The 16,246-nt window shown below is 46.9% G+C and carries 14 protein-coding genes; 13 read left to right on the plus strand and 1 reads right to left on the minus strand.

Going from position 1 to position 16,246, the window contains the following annotated elements; all coding sequences use genetic code 11:
• Position 1 precedes the first annotated feature (1 nt).
• Positions 2-1,849: a beta-N-acetylhexosaminidase gene (locus KQI32_RS04165; RefSeq protein WP_216424090.1), complete on the plus strand. Its 1,848-nt coding sequence runs from the start codon at positions 2-4 to the stop codon at positions 1,847-1,849.
• Here KQI32_RS04165 and KQI32_RS04170 read toward each other — a convergent pair.
• Positions 1,839-2,612 carry an AraC family transcriptional regulator gene (locus KQI32_RS04170; protein ID WP_216424091.1) on the minus strand — a complete coding sequence of 258 codons (774 nt, stop codon included), beginning with the start codon at positions 2,610-2,612 and terminating at the stop codon, positions 1,839-1,841. The genes KQI32_RS04165 and KQI32_RS04170 overlap by 11 nt on opposite strands.
• Positions 2,613-3,162: 550 nt before the next feature.
• On the opposite strand from KQI32_RS04170, the gene KQI32_RS04175 reads away from it, so the two are divergent.
• The 12 genes from KQI32_RS04175 to KQI32_RS13345 all read left to right on the plus strand — a co-directional run bounded on the left by KQI32_RS04175 (position 3,163) and on the right by KQI32_RS13345 (position 16,195).
• Entirely contained in the window at positions 3,163-4,875 is a 1,713-nt protein-coding gene (locus tag KQI32_RS04175) for a glycoside hydrolase family 2 protein (protein ID WP_216424092.1), read from the plus strand.
• A gap of 339 nt (positions 4,876-5,214) precedes the next feature.
• Positions 5,215-5,379 (plus strand): hypothetical protein, encoded by a 165-nt coding sequence (locus tag KQI32_RS04180; protein ID WP_177691844.1) that lies wholly within the window; start codon positions 5,215-5,217, stop codon positions 5,377-5,379.
• Between the two features lie 168 nt (positions 5,380-5,547).
• A complete protein-coding gene (hisZ, locus tag KQI32_RS04185; protein WP_216424093.1) occupies positions 5,548-6,813 on the plus strand; it encodes an ATP phosphoribosyltransferase regulatory subunit in 1,266 nt (421 codons plus the stop codon).
• Positions 6,801-7,439, plus strand: a complete 639-nt coding sequence (hisG, locus tag KQI32_RS04190; RefSeq protein ID WP_177691846.1) for an ATP phosphoribosyltransferase — start codon at positions 6,801-6,803, stop codon at positions 7,437-7,439. Before hisZ ends, hisG begins: the two co-directional genes overlap by 13 nt.
• Positions 7,440-7,468: 29 nt before the next feature.
• Positions 7,469-7,711 (plus strand): hypothetical protein, encoded by a 243-nt coding sequence (locus KQI32_RS04195; protein ID WP_216424094.1) that lies wholly within the window; start codon positions 7,469-7,471, stop codon positions 7,709-7,711.
• A gap of 62 nt (positions 7,712-7,773) precedes the next feature.
• Positions 7,774-8,373, plus strand: coding sequence for an imidazole glycerol phosphate synthase subunit HisH (gene hisH, locus KQI32_RS04200; protein WP_216424095.1), 600 nt, complete (start codon positions 7,774-7,776; stop codon positions 8,371-8,373).
• A 20-nt stretch (positions 8,374-8,393) separates the two neighbouring features.
• Positions 8,394-9,104 carry a 1-(5-phosphoribosyl)-5-[(5-phosphoribosylamino)methylideneamino]imidazole-4-carboxamide isomerase gene (gene hisA / locus KQI32_RS04205; protein ID WP_216424096.1) on the plus strand — a complete coding sequence of 237 codons (711 nt, stop codon included), beginning with the start codon at positions 8,394-8,396 and terminating at the stop codon, positions 9,102-9,104.
• 11 nt (positions 9,105-9,115) lie between these two features.
• The gene (gene hisF, locus KQI32_RS04210) at positions 9,116-9,874 is read left to right on the plus strand and encodes an imidazole glycerol phosphate synthase subunit HisF (protein WP_216424097.1); all 759 of its coding nucleotides are present in this window, start codon (positions 9,116-9,118) and stop codon (positions 9,872-9,874) included.
• A 12-nt stretch (positions 9,875-9,886) separates the two neighbouring features.
• A complete protein-coding gene (hisIE, locus tag KQI32_RS04215; RefSeq protein WP_216424098.1) occupies positions 9,887-10,504 on the plus strand; it encodes a bifunctional phosphoribosyl-AMP cyclohydrolase/phosphoribosyl-ATP diphosphatase HisIE in 618 nt (205 codons plus the stop codon).
• 259 nt (positions 10,505-10,763) lie between these two features.
• Entirely contained in the window at positions 10,764-11,027 is a 264-nt protein-coding gene (locus KQI32_RS04220; RefSeq protein WP_177691851.1) for an HPr family phosphocarrier protein, read from the plus strand.
• 81 nt (positions 11,028-11,108) lie between these two features.
• Positions 11,109-12,959: an excinuclease ABC subunit UvrC gene (gene uvrC, locus KQI32_RS04225; RefSeq protein ID WP_216424099.1), complete on the plus strand. Its 1,851-nt coding sequence runs from the start codon at positions 11,109-11,111 to the stop codon at positions 12,957-12,959.
• A 119-nt stretch (positions 12,960-13,078) separates the two neighbouring features.
• Positions 13,079-16,195 carry a stalk domain-containing protein gene (locus tag KQI32_RS13345; RefSeq protein WP_253291048.1) on the plus strand — a complete coding sequence of 1,039 codons (3,117 nt, stop codon included), beginning with the start codon at positions 13,079-13,081 and terminating at the stop codon, positions 16,193-16,195.
• Positions 16,196-16,246 lie beyond the last annotated feature (51 nt).

Consider the following 16,246-nt stretch of genomic DNA (forward strand, 5'->3'; position numbering starts at 1 on the left):
CATGATAAGCAATGATACGTTTTCAAAAATAAAAAACACGGTATTTCCGCTGCTTGGATTTACTTACGACGGATATATCGAGACGATAGAACACGAGGGGATTTTTGTCAGCTTCGAGAACGGCAAGGCGGTGATCGGCGCGGCGGATAAGACGTCCGCCGCCCGCGGGCTGATGCTGATGGCGAAAAACATCTTTGAGGGAAAAAAGAGTTTCACGATTATGGAGAAGCCGTGCTTCTCCTCCTGCGGGATCATGCTGGATATGTCCCGCGGCGGTGTGATGAAAGTGGAAGCTGTGAAAAAATATATCAGTTATATGGCGGCTCTGGGCATGAATTTTCTGATGCTCTACACAGAGGATGTCTATGAGCTGGAGGACTATCCATTCTTTGGATACCGCCGGGGGCGCTACACCGTTGAGGAGCTTATGGAAATTGACCGGTTTGCCGACAGCATGGGGGTGGAGGTTGTACCCTGTATTCAGACGCTGGGGCATCTGGAGAAATATTTCCGGTGGAGCGAGGCGGATCCCGTCAAGGATACCGACAGCGTTATCCTGTGCGGGGAGGAGAAGTCCTATGAACTGATTGACGCGATGATAAAAACCATGCGCAAAGCCTTCCGCAGCGGCCGCATCCACGTGGGAATGGATGAGACTTTCGGTGTCGGAATGGGCAATTATTTCAAAAAACACGGCGCTGCGGATAAATATGATATGATAAACAGGCATCTTGCCAGAGTGACGGAAATCTGCAAAAAATACGATTTCAGGCCGATGATGTGGAGCGATATGTTTTTCCGTTTCGGTTCGGAAACCGATGAATACTATGATCGGAACAACAGTGTGCCGGAGGAAAAAATTGCTGAAATTCCGGATGTGGATTTGGTATACTACGATTATTATCATACCGATGAGGAGGATTACAGCGCACTTATCAAAGCCCATCAGAAGCTTGGGAAAAAGATTTTGTTCGGCGGTGGAATCTGGACTTGGTGCGGGCTTCTGCCCAACATCGAGTTCACCTTTCAATCCATGATCCCGGCGATGAAGCAGTGCTGTGAGAAGGGTATTACCGATGTATACGCTACCATGTGGGGAGACGACGGCACGGATACAAACCACTTTCTTGGACTTGCGGGGCTTCCGGTTTTCTCAGAATATTGCTACCACGGCAGGGATTGTTCTCTGGAGCACATCAAGGATATGGTAACCTTTGTAACCGGTTATGACTATGACGAGATGGCGGCTGTTTCGCAGTTTCACTATCCCTTCACAAAGGATTGCACCTGGGAAGGACTGATTCATCCGAATTATATGGGCAAAAAGATATTCTATTCGGATCCGATGTACAATATGACCGGAAGGTCCGATTTGAGTGATATTCAAAAGCGGTATGAAGAGGCTTTGGAGGTTGTGCGGCAGCAGAAAAACCGCCATCCAATGCTGATGGAGTATGTGCAGATGGTACTGCGGATCTCCATTGAAAAATGTGAGATTCTCACAAGGCTGCGCCCGGCATATGAAAACAAGGATATGGATTATCTGGAATACCTGTATGAGGAAAAACTTCAGAGTCTGACGGAGCACTATCATGAACTTTGGAGCCTGCACCGGAAAATATGGATGGATTTCTACAAGGCGTTTGGCTGGGAGACGATAAATGCCCGCTACGGCACAATGATTTACAGGCTTTATGACATGAAGGTACGGCTGGGAGATTACCTGATAGGAAGAATCGATGAGATGGAAGAATTGAGCTATGACTTTATCGAGACACCTCATCATGCCTTCCGCTGCGGCGGAATGGCATCCTTTAAGGATGTGAGCTTTACCGGGCTTACGATTTAGCGTATTTTCCGGGGGTTACGCCGGTGAACTGCTTAAACTGGCGGATAAAGTGATAGGGATTGCGGTATCCTGCCATCTCGGCGATCTGCTCGACGGTATAACGGTTTTGCATTAACAGGATTTTTGCGTGTTCGATACGAGTTATCTGCAAATCATGTTTTGGAGTTAAGCCGAAAATCTGTTTGTACAGCGAATAAAAACGGGAGGGGCTCAGACTGATTTCCAGAGCCATTTTCTCTACGGTCCAGTCCTGCTCAAACGTCTGATGGATCCGGCTGCGCAGTTCCACAAAGCGCTGTCTGATATCGGGTTGAACCGCCACCCTGTGCTCCGGCGGACAGAGAAAGCGGGCAAGATGGGCAAAAAGCTCTTCCGCTTTCAGGGCGCAAATGTCTTCAAAGAACGGTTTCCGGCTCAGCATTTCCAGCTCAATTTCCTGTATAAGACGGGTGATCCGTTCATCGTGGGCAGGATAATAGATCTGATTGAAGGATAGCTTATATTTTTTCATAACGGCCCTGCAATCGCCTTCTGCGTGAAACCAATCATGCAGAAGGCGGTTTTCTTTTGTGCGGAACCGCTGTAAGGAATGGGCGTCATAAAAAATACAGGCGCCGGTTTCAACGGGATTCCAGCGCCCGTCCAGCCAAACCTCGGCCGGCGACAGAAAATGAAGAAAAATAGATTCCTCCCCGGTATCCGGCCGCTCTAAATAGAAATGTTCTTTTTCAGGCCACAGGGATTTGACGCGAATGAATTTCATGAAGGTTTCCTCCTTTTTTCGGAAATATATTTTAAGCATTAGGGAGTCGAACACAATATGGTTTCCACAGGCAAATTTCCCGCAATCCTGCGTCAAAATGCTCGTCAATCCGTCAGGATGATCTGCGCTTTTTCCTTGTCTTACAAAAAATTTGCTCTGTGGAAACTCTTCGACCCTGCATGCAGGAAAAATTTCGTTTTTTGGTGCGTAAGGGTGCAGCAAGGCTAACGCCTTGCAAGACCGACAATCCGAAAAGGCGAAAGTTTAACAAGTGCAGGGCATATAGGGTTCGACTCCCTAATGCTTAAGAAACGGTATCATTTTATTCAATAAGGGCAAAGCCCCATTCTTCCATTTTTTCAGTGGGAGATTGTACTCCCACTGAAAAAATGAAGAGGAACCCTTAGCCTGATAAGGCGGGGAACATCTTAATTTCCTTATATTATCGTATAAATAAGAGAAAAAGTCAATTATTTAAGATGATAAATCATTGAAATAACAGATGGAAAGCGCTTATAATAAGAAAAAAACAGAAAAGGAAGTGCTGGAAATGTCAATTCCACGACCGGAATATCCCCGCCCAATCCTGCAAAGAGATCAATGGCTCAATCTAAACGGAGAATGGGAGTTTGAAATCGACAACGGAAAAAACGGGATCGAGAAAAAATTTTATGAAAGAACCCATTTGAAAGGACGGATTACCGTTCCGTTTTGTCCGGAAAGCAAGCTTTCCGGTATCGGAAATACTGATTTTATGAACTGTGTGTGGTACCGAAGAAGCGTGTCTATTCCAGAAGAATGGAGCGGAAAACACGTTATTTTGCATTTTGGCGCGGTAGATTATTCTGCAAGAGTTTATGTCAATGGCAGTTTGGCAGGAGAACACAGGGGAGGTTATACTCCCTTTCGGTTTGATATTACCGAATGGCTGAAGGAGGGGGAAAACAGTATTGCGGTCTGCGCGGAGGATGATATCCGAAGCCATAACCAGCCTGCGGGAAAGCAGTCTGCTGAATATCATTCCGCCGGATGTTTCTATACAAGAACGACGGGAATCTGGCAGACCGTCTGGATGGAATGTGTAGATGAATGCCATATCAAGCAGGTGAAAACGGTTCCCGACACGGAAAACGGTGCAGTGACTATCACGGTGATATTCCCGAAAGCAGAGCCGGAAGTGGTTGTCACGGCGTCTGCCTCCTTTGAAGGAAAGCCGATGGGAACGGCAAGCACAAAGGGTGTTTCCGGCTGTGTAACATTCTCCCTTTCCCTGAAGGAAAAGCACTTGTGGGATATCGGACAGGGGAATCTGTATGATTTGCAGCTTACGGTTGAGAAAGACGGGAAAATACGCGATTCGGTGCAGAGCTATTTTGGACTGCGTTCGGTAGGGCTTGACAGAAAGGCGCTTCTGCTGAACGGAAGAAAAGTGTTCGGCAGATGGGTGTTAGACCAGGGCTTTTATCCCGACGGCATTTATACCGCGCCGGATGATGAGAGCCTGAAAAAGGATATATTATACGCTATGGAGCTGGGCTTCAACGGCGCCCGCCTGCATGAAAAAATCTTTGAACCGCGGTTTCTTTACTGGGCGGATAAGCTGGGATATCTGGTCTGGGGTGAGCATGCAAACTGGGGGCTGGATATCACCGAAAAAGGGCAGGTATCCTATTTTCTTCCCGAATGGCTGGAAGCGGTGGAGCGGGACAGCAGCCATCCCTGTGTGATAGGCTGGTGCCCCTTCAATGAAACCTGGGACTTTAACGGCAGATGTCAGGACGACCGGGTTTTGGAAATGGTGTACCGGGCGACCAAAGCGGTTGATCCCACGCGTCCGGTTATAGATACCAGCGGAAATTATCATGTGATGACCGATATTTTTGATGTGCACGATTACTGCCAGGATGGGGAAGAATTCCGCACGCATTATGAAACCAAATATTTTAATCCCTTTGAGGAGAGACAGACATACCGGGGAGAGCCCTATTTTGTCAGCGAATATGGAGGGATTCAATGGAGCGGCGAACAGAAAGGCGGATGGGGCTATGGGGAAGCGCCCGCGACGGAGGAGGAATTTATTAACCGTTACCGGGCTCTGACCGAAGCGCTTTTGAAAAACGAAAACATCATGGGCTTCTGCTATACCCAGCTCTATGACGTGGAGCAGGAACAGAACGGCTTGATGACCTATGAACGGAAATTTAAATTTGATCCGGACATCTTCCGGGAGATCAATACGCAAAAAGCAGCGATGGAGGAGTAGCTGCCAAAACCGCTTTTTTCGGTATAAACTTGTGGCTGGATTCTTCCCTGTGCAAGGTTGAAGCACTTGCATTGCGCACAGAACAAGCCGATCCGTGTTTTTGCCGCATCTTGGACTGGTGCAGTGAAGTTATGAAATCGAACGGACGGTTTCGGAGATTTCGTAATTTTCGAAAAAAGAATTCCGTTTTTTTGTTTGATTGATACAATTTTTCGATTATTTTTGTGAATTGAAATATGGGTATTGACAAATGGAAAGTTTTTGATTATAATATGAGTAACGAACTGGAACGGGAGAACTTTGGATGACATTATAAAAAGGTAAAGGAGGGCGGTTGTAATGAAAAAATACGTTAAGCCTGAGTTGGAAATGAAAAAATTCGTTTCCAATGAGACAATTGCAGCAGGAACCTTAAATGAATTTTTGGCGGAAAATGGGATCGATTCTGATGTTGGAATTACTACATATCAATCCAATTCCCAGGGCGGTTTTGATGTTGTTTAATTGATTTGAATTTTTATATTGTTTTTGAAAGCTTCGGAAACATCCGGGGCTTTTTTTGTATCATTTTCACAGAAATCAAAATCGGCATTGACAAGAAAAGAAAAAAAGGATATAATGAGTTTAATAATTTAGAACTTTAGCATGCTAAATCAGAAAGGTGCGTTTGCCATGAGAAAATTATCCATCCACACGCCGGAAGGGGTTCAGGATACTCTTTTTGAGGAATGCCATCACAAACGGCTGGTGGAAAGCGATGTCATGAATGTATTTGAGGGATGCGGTTATTTTGAGGTGGAGACGCCTTCCTATGAATATTATGATGTGTTTGACGGTCTTGACGGGATCGAAGCGGAAAAATGCTTTCGCTTTTTTGACCGTCAGGGACGTATTTTGACCCTTCGCCCGGATTTGACGACACCCATTTCCAGAATCATGGCGACCAAGCTGGAAAATGACGGCTTTCCCATGCGGATTTCCTATTTGGGCAACGCGTTCCGCTATGAGGATGTGGAGAAGGGCGGCCGCCAGCGGGAGTTTACCCAGTCCGGCATTGAACTTTTAAACGATCCCTCCTCCGAAGCGGATGCGGAAATTATCATTACCACCATCAAAGCTTTGCTGGCGGCAGGTCTGGAAGAGTTCAAGATAGAGATTGGACAGGTGATGTTTTTTCGGGGTTTGATGGAGGAAGCAAAGATCGAAAAGAATTTGATGGCTCAGATTGTGGACTGTATCAATATGAAAGACGGCTTTGGGTTGAACGCGCTTTTGGAATCCATCCCCCTAAGTGCTGAGAAAAAAGAGATCCTCAATCAGATCACGTTGGCGTCCGGCGGTGCGGAGCTGTTGGATCAGCTGGCGGAATATCCCTTAAACGCCACCAGCAGAGGCGCGCTTTCCAATCTGAAAGAGGTTTACGGTATTATTGAGGAATATGGCTTTGAAAAATATGTTTCCATTGATCTGGGAATGATACAGAGTTTAAAGTACTATACTGGGATTACCTTTAAAGGATTCACCTATGGCGTTGGATTCCCCATCTGCGGCGGCGGAAGATATGATAAGCTGTCAAAGAAATTCGGGGCGGAAATCAGCGCCACCGGCGCTGCGATTTCCATCAGCCGTTTGGCGTCATCCCTATATTATCAGAAAAAGGATTATGAGAAGGTCAGAGAGGACGTGCTGATCGCATACGCTGAGAATAAACGGAAGGAAGCCATTTTTCTGGCGGACACACTGCGGCATGACGGCTATTGCGTGGTTATGAAAAAAGCAGATGCGCCGGATAGGGAATACATTGCAAAAAGAGAAATTCCCTCCGCCATCTTCCTGCTGGAGGACGGCAGAGTTGAGCTGTTCGACGGCACAGAGTCGGAATTTACCACGTATGAAGAACTGATAAAAGAGGAGGATATCCATCCATGCGATATATAACGGTTGCGCTTGCAAAAGGACGGCTTTCCAAACTGGCGATTGACATTTTCATCAAAGCGGGGTTACAATGTGAAGAGATGACCAAAGAAACCCGGAAATTAATTTTTACCGATGAGGTAAACAAGTTCAAATTTATTTTGGTAAAGGCCTCCGACGTGCCGACCTATGTGGATTACGGGGCGGCGGATATTGGTATTGTGGGAAAGGATACGCTGCTGGAGGAAGGCAGAAATCTTTATGAGCTTCTGACACTGAGTTTTGGAAACTGCAAGATGTGCGTCTGCGGCTTGCCGCAGATGAAGGGCAGGCTGGAGCACATCAATAATATCCGGGTTGCCACCAAATATCCGAAAATTGCAAAGGAATACTTTGAAATGCAGAAGGGGCAGACCATTGAGATCATCAAGCTGCACGGCTCCATCGAACTGGCTCCGCTGGTCGGACTGTCTGAGGTGATTGTGGATATTGTGGAGAGCGGACAAACATTGAAAGAAAACGGCCTGACGGTTCTGGAAGAAATCTGTGACATCAGCGCCCGTTTTGTGGTGAACCGGGTCAGCATGAAGATGGAGCGGCAACGGATTGAGACGCTGATGGAAAAAGTGAAGGAGATATACGGAGCATAGAAAGAGCGCACTGTACGATGTACGAAAAGATGGGCGAACGTAGGAAAACCCCTACAGGGAATGGAATGGTGCGGTCGGCTGATATCGCCCCTACGGCGGGAGGGGATGGAACCCCTCCCCTACAAGGGAATACCAGAAAATGCAGCGTAGGGGACGATTCTATATTGTCCCGAAAGAAACATCCCGTAGGGCAGGGGCTTGCTCGTGCCGCAAGGGGCGCAGAGAACAAAGAGCATAGAACAATGCGCTTTGCACGCTGTTCTATGCACTGAAATGCGGGCGAACGCAGAAGTGCCTGCAAAGGCAAAGAAGAAAGGATTAAGGAGGCTGTCAGATGATTTCGATCATTGACTATGGTGCGGGAAATTTAAACAGCGTGGAGAAAGCGGTGCGTTTTTTGGGATTTGAGTGCACGGTAACCGGAGACAGGGATGAAATTTTAAGCAGTGACAAACTCATTCTGCCTGGCGTGGGCGCTTTTGAGGACGCTATGAAGCACCTGCAGGATACCGGACTTCACAGGGCGGTTTATGACGCTGTGGAGAAAAAGATTCCCATTCTAGGTATTTGCCTTGGCATGCAGCTGTTCTATGAGCAGAGTGAGGAAGGAAACGGACCGCTTGGGCTTGGTATCTTAAAGGGGAAAATCAAGCGCTTCCCTGATACACTGGATCTAAAAATTCCGCAGATGGGCTGGAATAATCTAAAGATACAGAAAAAGTGCAGGCTGTTTGACGGCCTGGAGAATCCGTATGTCTATTTCGTGCACTCCTATTATCTGGAGGCGGAGAACCGCAATGAAGTCGCGGCAACCTGTGAATACGGCATTTCCTTTGACGCGGCGGTGGAAACGGGGAGCATCTTCCTCACCCAGTTTCATCCGGAGAAGAGCGGGGAAACCGGGTTAAAGATACTGAAAAATTTCATGGAATAAAACATACGAAGGAGAAAACAATGATCATCTATCCTGCAATTGATATCAAAGACGGAAAATGTGTTCGCCTGTATAAGGGGGACTATGATAAGGTTACCGTGTATAACGAAAACCCTCTGGAAGTAGCACAGGGCTTTGCGGAAGCGGGAGCGGAATTTATCCATCTGGTAGATCTGGACGGTGCGCGGGACGGGGAGAGCAAGAACAAAGAGATTCTTTTTGAGATCGCTGAGAAGATGCCGGTTCCCGTTCAGACCGGCGGGGGTATTCGCAGCCTGGAGACAGTGAGAGACTATCTGTTTCACGGTGTACAGCGAGTGATTCTGGGAACCAGCGCTATTCAGGACAAAGGCTTTCTGGAATTAGCGGTGGAGGAATTCGGCGAGAAGATCGTGGTCGGCATCGATGCCAAGGATGGTTTTGTCGCCTATTCCGGCTGGGAGAAGCTGAGCACCTCCCGCGCGGTGGAGTTTGCAAAGGAGGCGGAAGCCATCGGTGTTCGGACAATTGTGTACACCGATATTGCCACCGACGGCACTCTGCAGGGACCTAATTTTAAAGAGATGGCACAGATGGCGCATTCCGTTGGTATGAATGTGATTGCATCCGGCGGTGTTTCCTGTCTGGAGGATATTGAAAAGCTGAAAGAAACCGGCGTAAAAGGTGTGATTGTCGGCAAGGCAATCTATACCGGTAACGTGGAACTGAAGGAAGCAATCCGAATCGGATAGGAGGAACCGATATGCTGTCAAAACGAATCATTCCCTGTCTGGATGTGCATAATGGCAGGGTGGTCAAGGGTGTGAATTTTGTCAATCTGCGTGACGCAGGTGATCCGGTGGAAATCGCAAAGGAATATGACCGCCAGGGGGCGGACGAGCTGGTATTTTTGGATATTACGGCTTCCTCTGACGCCCGGAATATTGTGATTGACATGGTGGAGGCAGTGGCGAGCCAAGTATTTATTCCCTTCACAGTTGGAGGAGGAATCCGCACGGTGGAGGATTTCAGAGACATTCTCCGTGCCGGGGCGGATAAGATTTCCATCAATTCCTCTGCTGTGGAGAATCCGCAGCTGATCCATGACGCCGCGGAGAAGTTCGGCAGCCAGTGCGTTGTGGTGGCAATGGATGTGAAGCGGAAAGAGGATGGCAATTACTCGGTCTATGTACACGGCGGACGAAAGGATACCGGTATAGACGCTTTGGAATGGGCGAAAAAAGCGGAGGCGCTGGGGGCTGGAGAGATCCTTTTGACCGCCATGGATTCCGACGGGACAAAGAATGGTTATGACAATGCGATCACAGCAAAGATATCCGAGATGGTGTCGATTCCCGTCATCGCCTCCGGCGGCGCGGGAAAGCTGGAACATTTCTATGACGGCATTGTCAAAGGGAAAGCGGACGCTGTGCTGGCCGCCTCCCTGTTTCACTATAAGGAGCTGACGATACGCCAGGTGAAGGAATACTTGAAGGAGCGGGATATTCCTGTAAGAATATAGGAGGAAGCATAAATGGAACTGAAATTTGGAAAGGACGGGCTGATACCTGCCGTGGTGCAGGACGCGGATTCCCGTGATGTATTGATGGTGGCATATATGAACCGGGAAGCTTTTGATCTGACCTGCAGGGAGAAGGTTGCCTGGTTTTACAGCCGCAGCCGGCAGAAGCTGTGGAAAAAGGGTGAGACATCGGGAAATATCATGCAGGTGCAGAAGATTTATCTGGACTGTGACAATGATACCGTATTAATCAAAGCAAAACCTGCGGGACCTGCCTGCCATACAGGGCAGTATTCCTGTTTTTACAAAGAAGTGGAGGAAACCGATATGAAAGAAATGGAAACCAAAAAGACACAGACGATTTTAGAGGAAGTTTACGATGTGATTGCCGACAGGGACAAGAACCCGAAAGAAGGCTCTTACACCAACTATCTTTTGGAAAAAGGCATTGACAAAATGCTCAAGAAGGTGGGAGAAGAATCCGCTGAGGTGATCATTGCCGCCAAAAACAGAAGCAAGGCCGAGGTGAGCTATGAGGTGGCAGATCTGATGTATCATGTCAGCGTTGTACTCTATGAGCAGGGACTCACCTGGAATGATATCTTTGAGGAATTGAAAAAGAGAAGATAAAAAATGTTGCTAAAACAATGGAAATGTGGTATAATAACCTCACGAATCTCTAGCGCATTAAAAATACGAAGAGTTTCGGAGAACATTGTATCACAATACTGCGGCGATATTCCGCCGCCTTCGTTGTTGTGGTATAATAACTTCACGAAATGAAGAGGAAAACCGGAAAAAACAGAAAAAGTGTTGACTATTGAAAAAAAATTTAGTATTCTAGTACTTACCATAAGTTACTATTACGCTTAAAAAGGAGCGGTTATTCATGTATTCTAAAGAAGTTGTTGTACAAAATCAAGTTGGCCTCCATGCGCGGCCTGCTACATTTTTTATCCAGAAAGCAAACGAGTTTAAATCGACTATCTGGATCGAGAAGGATGAAAGGCGCGTCAGTGCCAAGAGCCTTCTTGGTGTTTTGTCACTGGGAATCACCCGGGGAATCAATGTGACATTGATTGCAGAGGGGCCGGACGAGGAACAGGCAGTCAATCAGCTGGTGGATTTAATCAATTCCAATTTTGACGAATAATGTGTGTAAACGCCCGAAAGGGCGTTTTTTGCTAGGATCATTTTGCGGATTATCTTGGATGAATGGCAGGTGGAATCAGGAATGGAGCGGATAATGGAGCAAATTAAGGAGAAATTAAAGCTGCTGCCGGAAAAGCCCGGCGTATATTTGATGAAAAATCAGAACAATGATATCATCTATGTAGGAAAGGCTAAAATTCTGAAAAACAGGGTACGCCAGTATTTTATGAAGTCGAAATCCCACAATAATAAAACGCTTACGATGGTCAGCCATATCCGGGATCTCACTTGGATTGTGACGGATTCCGAGGTGGAGGCTTTGATGCTGGAGTGCAATCTCATCAAAAAGTACCGGCCGAAATATAATATTCTGCTGAAAGACGACAAGACGTTTCCCTATATCAAGCTGACGGTAAACGAGGATTATCCAAAGATACTGATGACACGCAGGATTGACGACAAAAATGCGAAATTTTACGGACCTTTTGTAAGCTCCTTCGCTGTAAAGAACACGATTGATCTGCTGAAAAAAACGTTTCAGATCCGCGGCTGCAACCGGAATCTGCCGAAGGATATCGGTAAGGAACGGGAATGTTTGAACTATCATATCAAACAGTGCAGCGGTCCCTGTATGAATTACATCACAAAAGAGCAGTACCGTGAGAATTTCAGCGATGTGATTGATTTTCTGGAGGGAAGATCCGACAAGATCATCAAAAAGCTTCAAGCGGAAATGATGCAGTATTCCGAACAGCTTTTGTTTGAACAGGCGGCGGATACAAGGGATAAAATCAATTATTTGAAGAGTATCTTAGAAAAGCAGAAGATTTCCGCGCCCAGGGATGCAAACTACGATATCATTGGGACCAGCTGTGATGAAAAAAGCACCTGCTTTACCATTCTTTTTATCCGCGGCGGCAAGCTGCTGGGCTCCAAGAACATGTTTATTCCCGATGAGGAAAAGACAGATGACATGCTGGGGGATTTTTTGAAACAGTTTTATGACGAGCCGGACAGGATTCCCAAAGAGATTCTGCTTCCCTGCGAACCGGAGGATATGGATGTTCTTTCGGCGTATTTCAGCCATTTGAAAGGGCAGAATGTCTATCTTGCCGTTCCGCAGAAGGGGAAGAAAAAAGAACTGGTGGATCTGGCCTATAAAAATGCGCTGGAGGCGGTAAAACAGCGTTCCAACAACAAAAAGACCTATCTTCTGGAACAGCTGAAACAGCTGCTGGATTTGCCGGCGATTCCAAGACGGGTGGAGGTTTACGATATATCCAATACCTCGGGCACGGATATTGTCGGGTTTATGACCGTCTTTATTGACGGAATGCCAAGAAAAAAGGAATACCGTAAATTTAAAATAAAATACGTGGACGGGCAGGATGACTATGAGTGCATGAAAGAAGTGATATACCGAAGGCTGGTGCGCTATCTGGAGGAAAAGCAGCTTCTGGAAGAGGAAAAAGTGGAGGCGAAGGATTTGAAATTTATCGATCTGCCGGATCTCATCTTTGTGGACGGAGGGGCGAACCATGTACGGATTGCCAAGGAAGCGCTGGCACTCTCCGGTCTGGAAATTCCAATGTTCGGCTTGGTGAAGGACAATAAACACCGTACCCGCGACATTACCTCGGATGAGAGAGAGTACCATGTCTATGACAATCCGCCTCTGTTTCATCTGGTTGCCGCCATGCAGGAGGAAACCCACAATAACGCCGTGCGGTATCACCATCTGGTGCGCACCAAAAATACGACCAAATCGGAACTGCTGCAAATAAAAGGGGTGGGGCCGAAGACAAGGGAAAGCTTACTCAAAGCGTTTGGTTCTCTGACGGCAATCAAACAGGCTACTGCCGGAGAACTGGCAAAGTGTGTTTCCCGTCAGGCTGCGGAAAGCATTTACGCCTATTATCATCCTGAGAATTAAAAAAATTGTTTTTGTTGGAAAATTTCAATAAAATCTTTACGAATGGCGATAACTATTGTATAATGTAGCTGTGGTATTGGGCTAAACCACAATAAAAATTTTATAAGGGAGTGTGACTTATGAACAGAATGTTCAGAAAAGCCATCGCTGTGGGTATCACAGCAGCAGTAGCAATCGGTTCCTTTACCGTTGCCTCTGCGCAGGACGCAGCGTATCAATCGGAAAAGCTCAACAATCTCCATTTTGTTGAGGCAGTTAAGGCGATTAAGCCGTTTGAAGAGGTGACAACCCACGACTGTGTGGTTGGAAAGGAAGACGGAAAAAATATTCTGTATTCAGCTTCTACCGGAAAACCGGCAAGTTTCAATGTGTATGATATGGACAACATGAAGCTTCTGCGGACTTATCCGCTGACCGGTACTTCCGCTGTCGAGCACAATATCGATAAGGATGGAAATGTCTATATTCTGACTTCTACACCGGCTTATTTATACCGGTATTCTCCGGTGACAAAAGAGGTGGAAAACCTTGGATCCATCCTCGGAAACGGAAATGCTTACCAGAGCTGCTTTGATGAGGAAGGCAATTTGTATATGGGGACGTATCCCAGCGGGGCAGTGGTAAAATACGATCCGAAAACAAAGAAATTTACCGATTACGGACAGGCACATCCCAACAACCCCTATGTGCGGTCTCTCTCCTATTATAACGGTTTCCTGTATGCAGGGAGCAACGGCACCGGAAATGCGGTTATGGTGAAGATCAATCCGAAAAACGGCGAGAAAAAAGTGATTGAAGTTCCGATCCGCCCGGAGTACTACACGGAAGTGACCAACGTGTACGCACAGACGGTTGTGGGAAACAAAATCATTACATACGGTGCGGCAGGCAAGGGCAACAATGTGTGGATGCTCTTTGATCCCGAAAAGGATGAATATACCGACAAGGTCTTTAAAAACGCGGGCGGCGGTCTGTACGCCTCTCCAGAGAAGGATGGAAAATCCTATCTGATGTTTGACGGGCAAATCCAGGAGTTGGATTTGGAAACATTAGAAACGACTCCAACAGGAATTAAAACAACCTTTACAAACCGCAAAGGTTGGTGGGTAGACTTTGAAGGTCGTGATGATGGATTCGGCAAGAATACGCTGGTCAGTATCAGCTATGCCGGGAAACCGATTTTTTTGAATATGGAATCCAAAAAAATTCAGACCATGACCGGCGGGGATGAGATGAAGGGCGGTGACCTGAGCATGCAACACATCGTCACCGGACCCGATGACAAGATTTATGCAGGTGCATATCTGGGTTCAAAAGGGATTGAATACAATACGCAAACAGGAGAAACCAGATATTTCCCTATGGGACAGACTGAAAATATCAAATGCATTGACGATAAGCTGTATTTCGGTGTCTATGCACAGGGAGATGTGCGCTATTTTGATCCGGAACAGGAGGTCAGCAAAAACAATCCGAAAGTCCTGTTTACCATCAAAAACGATCAGGACAGACCGTATATCATTGACGACGCGGGCGATTATATCATCGTCGGCAGTATCGCGACTTACGGCAAGGTTGGCGGCGCTCTGTCCATTATGAATAAAAAGACCGGCGAATATGAAGTGTACCGCAATGTGGTAAAGGACCAATCCATTGTAGGATTGGCATATAAAGACGGCATTATTTACGGCTCCACAACTACCTCCGGCGGCTTGGGAATCGAATATCCGGAGAAAAAAGCAAAAATGTTCATGTTTGATCTGGAAAAACGGGAAAAGATCAAAGAATGGATTCCAGAGTGGCCGGCGGAGATGAAAGGCAATGTAAATATTATCGGTGATATTGAGGTTGGTCCGGATGGACTGTTATGGTGTGCTTCCAAGGGATATCTGTTTGCGATAGAGCCGGGAACCGGCAATATCGTGAAGTCCAAGGTGATTGGCGATGTAACATTCAGTGATTCCGGTCACCAGTGGCAGCCCAGACACATTCGTTTTGACAAAAACGGTCTTCTCTATATTACCGTCGGCGGTATCAATGTAGTCGATCCGGAAACCATGGAGAACATTGACTTAAAGCAGTATTCCAAATATGAGCCCAACCTGATGGACATTGATTCGGAAGGAAATATCTATTTTGGCAATGCGGCGAACATGATGAAAATCGCGGTGACCAACACGGAGGTTACCTCCTCGGATAAAAAAGAGCTTTATCATCTGTTGGACGGCGCAATCGCCATGAAACTGGGAGACGCCAACGCGGTTGCAAACGGTGAAATTCAGCAGATTGATCCGGCGAACGTGTCCGTCCGTCCCATCACGAAGGATGACAGAACCCTGCTTCCGGTACGGTTTATTGCGGAGAGCCTAGGCGCGGAGGTCGGCTGGGATGACGCGACGCAGACTGTAACGCTGAAAACATCCGACAAGACGATTAAATTGGTGATTGGCAGCAATCAGATGGATGTAAACGGGAATACCGTCACACTGGATGTTCCCGCACAGACAGTGAATGACCGGACACTGCTGCCGCTGCGGGCACTGGCGGAGCAGGCTTTCGGCAAACAGGTATTCTGGGATGACAGCGGTCTGATTATTGTAAGCGATAAGGAAAACATTTTGGACAATACAGCCGACGCGGAGACGGTTCGGAAGCTGAACTCCTATCTGCACAGCTACGGCCCTTATGATTATTCTCAAAAGGAAGCGGAGGCACAGAGACTTGAGGATATTGCGAAAGAAGAAGCCGAAGCAAATCGTTTCGATAGGGGCAAGGTGACCAATGCGGACTTTGAGGAAGGCGCACCCGGGACAATGATTCCGAAGGGCTGGTCACAGGTGTTTAAAAATATGGAAGGTTTCACCATGGGGATTTCCGATGAAAAATCCTATAAAGGAAACCAGAGCTTTAAGCTTATCGATACCAAAACAGACGCCAGCAACGGCATCTTAAGCGATCCGATTCCGGTCACGCCGGGAAAGACGCTGGTTCTGAATACAAAGCTGTTTATCAACTCCGGTAGAACGAGCGTTTCCATAAAGTTCTGTGACGAAAACATCAATGAGATTGGGAATACCATTTCCGAGAATGTCCAGACCGGGCAGGGTCAATGGCAGACTGTGATCGTACAGTCAAAGGTTCCGGACAACGCGAAATATGTACGGGTGATGCTCTCCTGCAGCAATCTGTGGGTCACGGAAGCATACTATGACAATGTGATTGTCTATCAGCAATAAAAAGAAATAAATATTGGAAAAGGAAGGGATGCCGCATTAGCGGCATCCCTT

The organism is Acetivibrio sp. MSJd-27 (assembly GCF_018918095.1).
Taxonomy (GTDB): domain Bacteria; phylum Bacillota; class Clostridia; order UMGS1840; family HGM11507; genus HGM11507.

Bases quoted from the DNA above. Each gene is read 5' to 3' on its own strand.
- KQI32_RS04165 (WP_216424090.1), top strand. From the start codon at position 2: ATGATAAGCAATGATACGTTTTCAAAAATAAAAAACACGGTATTTCCG.
- KQI32_RS04170 (WP_216424091.1), bottom strand. From the start codon at position 2,612: ATGAAATTCATTCGCGTCAAATCCCTGTGGCCTGAAAAAGAACATTTC.
- KQI32_RS04175 (WP_216424092.1), top strand. From the start codon at position 3,163: ATGTCAATTCCACGACCGGAATATCCCCGCCCAATCCTGCAAAGAGAT.
- KQI32_RS04180 (WP_177691844.1), top strand. From the start codon at position 5,215: ATGAAAAAATACGTTAAGCCTGAGTTGGAAATGAAAAAATTCGTTTCC.
- hisZ (WP_216424093.1), top strand. From the start codon at position 5,548: ATGAGAAAATTATCCATCCACACGCCGGAAGGGGTTCAGGATACTCTT.
- hisG (WP_177691846.1), top strand. From the start codon at position 6,801: ATGCGATATATAACGGTTGCGCTTGCAAAAGGACGGCTTTCCAAACTG.
- KQI32_RS04195 (WP_216424094.1), top strand. From the start codon at position 7,469: ATGGGCGAACGTAGGAAAACCCCTACAGGGAATGGAATGGTGCGGTCG.
- hisH (WP_216424095.1), top strand. From the start codon at position 7,774: ATGATTTCGATCATTGACTATGGTGCGGGAAATTTAAACAGCGTGGAG.
- hisA (WP_216424096.1), top strand. From the start codon at position 8,394: ATGATCATCTATCCTGCAATTGATATCAAAGACGGAAAATGTGTTCGC.
- hisF (WP_216424097.1), top strand. From the start codon at position 9,116: ATGCTGTCAAAACGAATCATTCCCTGTCTGGATGTGCATAATGGCAGG.
- hisIE (WP_216424098.1), top strand. From the start codon at position 9,887: ATGGAACTGAAATTTGGAAAGGACGGGCTGATACCTGCCGTGGTGCAG.
- KQI32_RS04220 (WP_177691851.1), top strand. From the start codon at position 10,764: ATGTATTCTAAAGAAGTTGTTGTACAAAATCAAGTTGGCCTCCATGCG.
- uvrC (WP_216424099.1), top strand. From the start codon at position 11,109: ATGGAGCGGATAATGGAGCAAATTAAGGAGAAATTAAAGCTGCTGCCG.
- KQI32_RS13345 (WP_253291048.1), top strand. From the start codon at position 13,079: ATGAACAGAATGTTCAGAAAAGCCATCGCTGTGGGTATCACAGCAGCA.